Annotated in this window: 3 protein-coding genes and 1 pseudogene; 3 read left to right on the plus strand and 1 reads right to left on the minus strand. The window is 69.4% G+C overall.

Annotation, left to right across the window (positions count from 1 at the left end; all coding sequences use genetic code 11):
• Positions 1-130: 130 nt before the first annotated feature.
• Positions 131-429: pseudogene (locus ACH4RC_RS42385) on the minus strand (hypothetical protein).
• A 268-nt stretch (positions 430-697) separates the two neighbouring features.
• On the opposite strand from ACH4RC_RS42385, the gene ACH4RC_RS42390 reads away from it, so the two are divergent.
• From ACH4RC_RS42390 to ACH4RC_RS42400, 3 genes are all read left to right on the plus strand, one after another.
• A complete protein-coding gene (locus tag ACH4RC_RS42390) occupies positions 698-1123 on the plus strand; it encodes a pyridoxamine 5'-phosphate oxidase family protein (RefSeq protein WP_398210473.1) in 426 nt (141 codons plus the stop codon).
• Positions 1124-1479: 356 nt separating this feature from the next.
• Positions 1480-2316 (plus strand): alpha/beta fold hydrolase, encoded by an 837-nt coding sequence (locus ACH4RC_RS42395; RefSeq protein WP_398210476.1) that lies wholly within the window; start codon positions 1480-1482, stop codon positions 2314-2316.
• 22 nt (positions 2317-2338) lie between these two features.
• Positions 2339-2872, plus strand: a complete 534-nt coding sequence (locus ACH4RC_RS42400) for a TetR/AcrR family transcriptional regulator (RefSeq protein ID WP_398210479.1) — start codon at positions 2339-2341, stop codon at positions 2870-2872.
• Positions 2873-3321: the final 449 nt, after the last annotated feature.

Below are 3321 nucleotides of genomic sequence, written 5' to 3' on the forward strand. Positions count from 1 at the left end.
CCAGACCCGATAAGTCAGACACACTCGCAGACACCGGCACCACCCCCGAGAGCAGTACGCAGAAGCCTACGCCGAAGCTAAACCAACGGCATTGCCTCTAGTCGCACGCCGCACGCCGCACGCTCGGCGGTCAGACGGCGGGGTCGACTCCGGGGTGCGTGAACCGCACGGGCTTGCCCAGCGCCCGGGCATAGGCGATCTCGGCTCGTGTGCTGTCTCCGATGTAGTCGCCGACCACGAGCACCTCATCGGCGAGCCGGATCTTCGCGCGGTGCAGATCGTCGAGCCGAACCTTCAGCGCCTCGTCCTCGACGGGACCGGACCGGAGTTCGCGCGGCGCCTCCAGGTCACAGCCCGGGCGGGGAGACTGAGCCGCTGCTTCGCGTCGGCGAGCTTCTCCTCGGGGGTGAGCAGGTGCGGGTGTGACACTGGTTCCTCCTGGTGGTGTGGTCCAAGGGGTGCCTGCGGAGGCGATGGTCGCGGTTCCGGCGTCGTCCGGCTCCACGTTTTCATGGCGGTCGTACTGTTCTGGGTGACGAAGCGATCCCGGTGCCTCGATCATCAGCACGCACGCACGGTATGCCCGACCTTTCGCTCCGGTGGAATAGGACCGTCGTTAGGAGCCTTGTGCGGGGTACTGGACCGAACCGCCTGACGACGTGACCGCAGTGGCATCCGCCTCCGAAGGAGCAGTTCCATGGCCCTCACCCGCGAAGAGCGTGAGCAATTCCTCGCCGAGCCGCACATCGCGGCTCTGGCCGTCGACGCAGGCGGAGGCAGGGCGCCGCTGACCGTGCCGATCTGGTACCAGTACGCGCCCGGCGGCGACATCTGGATCCACACTGGCAAGGGCTCCCGCAAGCATGAGTTGATCGCGAAAGCGGGCCGGTTCACGCTCATGGTCGACCGCCTCGAGCCGACCGTCCGTTACGTGTCCGTCGAGGGCCCAGTGACCTCCACGGTCCCGGCGACCCGCGCGCATCTGGTCGAGATGGCCTCGCGCTATCTGCCGTCCGAAAAGGTCGAGGGTTACGTCGGGTTCGCCGAGTCGAACCACGGCGAAGCGGTCATCATCACGATTCGCCCGGAGCACTGGGTCTCTTCCGACCTCGGCAACGTCTGACCGGTCGTGGTCGTCGCGACGGCTCGTTATGCGCCACGCATGCCGGCGACCGTCCGGACGAACTGAGCTGTCGATCCTCGGCCGGAAAGCCCTGCGCCCTCTCGGACGCGACGGGGACAGCGCTGCCGTCACCGAGGTCATGACGCCGCGCAGACGGGAAGCGGTCGCGGGCGGCCGCGCGTAAGCAGTCGCCCGCGCCGCGTGCCCTGCTCGTCCGGGGCGCGGTTCGCTGTCGGACGCGGTGCTCGGGGGCGAGGGGATCTGTCGGTCGGACGTTGACACCCTCGGCTAATGGTCATAGCTTTTAGCTAACGCACTTAGCCGAAGGGTTGAGGCGACCAGACCCGGGAGTTGTCATGACCGAGTACCTTCCCGTCACCGGTGGCACGCTCGCCTACGAAGTGGCGGGCTCCGGTCCGCTGGTCGTGCTCGCGCACGGGATGGGCGACCACCGCGACGCCTACCGTGCCGTCATCCCGCAGCTGGTCGCGGCGGGCTACCGGGTCGCCGCGGTCGACCTGCGCGGTTGTGGCGAGTCCAGTACCGACTGGCCCGACTGGAGCCGCACCGCCATCGCCGGCGACCTGCTCGCCGTCATCCGCCATCTGGGCGGCCCGGCCGTCCTCGTCGGCCACTCGATCTCCGGCGGCGCCGCCACCATCGCCGCGGCACGGGAGCCGGAACTGGTCACCGCGGTGGTCGAGCTGGCCCCGTTCACCCGTAAACAGTCGATGAACCTGGGCGACCTCCGCAGCAAGCGCCTGCGGCAGGGCATGGTGCGGCTGCTCGGCGCGACCACACTGGGCAGCGTGCCGCTGTGGCGTTCCTACCTGGACGTGGCCTACCCCGGGGCGAAGCCGGCCGACTTCGCCGGGCGCCTCGACCGCGTCGAGGCGATGCTGCGCGAGCCGGGCCGGACGAAAGCCCTGCAGGCAATGGGCCGCGCCAACCCCGCCGACGCCGGCGCCCAACTCGCCCACGTACGCTGCCCCGTCCTGGTCGTGATGGGCACCGACGACCCCGACTGGGCCGACCCGCACGCCGAGGGTTCGGCCGTCGTCGAGGAACTGCCCGCCGGCCTCGGACGCCTCAAGATGATCGAGGGCGCCGGGCACTACCCGCACGACCAGTACCCTGACCAGGTGGCTACGCTCATCCTCACCTTCCTCCACACGGACGCCGCCCGTGCCTAGGGCCGGCCTCGACCCCGCGACCGTGGCCGCGGCCGGGGCCGACCTCGCCGACGAGGTGGGCCTGGCCCGCCTGACGATGGGACTGCTCGCCGAGCGCCTCGGCGTGCGCACGCCGTCCCTGTACAAGCACGTGGGTGGCCTGGAGGACCTCGTTCGACGCATCGCGGCGCTGGCGACAGCCCAGGCCGCTGACGCCGTCGGCACCTCCGTCCAGGGCCTGGCGGGCCGCGACGCCCTGGCCGCCGCGCTGCGCGCCTTCCGCACCTTCGTCATCGCCCACCCCGGCCGGTACGCCGCGACGACCGGCATCGAACCCACCGGCCCCGACGATCCGATGGCCGTAGCCGGCCAGCGGCTGTTCGACGTGTACCGGGCCGTCCTGCGCGGCTACGACATCAAGGAACCGGACGAGGACCACGCCCTGCGCATGTTCCGCAGCCTCTGCCACGGCTTCGCCACACTGGAAGCGGCGGGCGGCTTCAAGTGGAGCACCGACATCGACGAGAGCTTCGAGTGGCTGCTCGTCTTCACCGACCGGGGCCTGCGCGCCATGTGACAGCGCCCCTGAAACAACGGCAGGGGCCGTCGCCGCCACGCCGACGCCATCTGCAAATGCAGGCATCGGTGTGGCGATCTCAGAGCATAAGCTAGCGCTGAGCACAGTTTGACACATACAAGTGTGAAGAGCTCAGGGCCGATGAATAGAGCATCGCTGAGTGGAACAGGGCCGGCTTCCGCTACAGACGGAAGTACCGATATGGATCCCTTCGCGATCCGTGTGGAGCCAGGCCGGAAGGACACGGCAGGCCCCATGCCCGTAGATGCGGTTTTGTCGAATCTGCGGAGCGGATTCGACCCAGGCCGGATCGCGGAGCGAGCCGAGCCGCCGGGCAGCGGAGCGGATCCGGCAGGCGTCACGGAGTGACGCTCAACTTTCCGACGGAGTCGGGAAGTTGCTCCCGAGCGGAGCACGGGATACCGACGCGTAGCGTCGGCGCGTCGTGT

The sequence above is a fragment of the Streptomyces sp. NPDC016845 genome (genome assembly GCF_044332585.1).
Classification (GTDB): domain Bacteria; phylum Actinomycetota; class Actinomycetes; order Streptomycetales; family Streptomycetaceae; genus Streptomyces.

Bases quoted from the DNA above. Each gene is read 5' to 3' on its own strand.
- ACH4RC_RS42390 (WP_398210473.1), top strand. From the start codon at position 698: ATGGCCCTCACCCGCGAAGAGCGTGAGCAATTCCTCGCCGAGCCGCAC.
- ACH4RC_RS42395 (WP_398210476.1), top strand. From the start codon at position 1,480: ATGACCGAGTACCTTCCCGTCACCGGTGGCACGCTCGCCTACGAAGTG.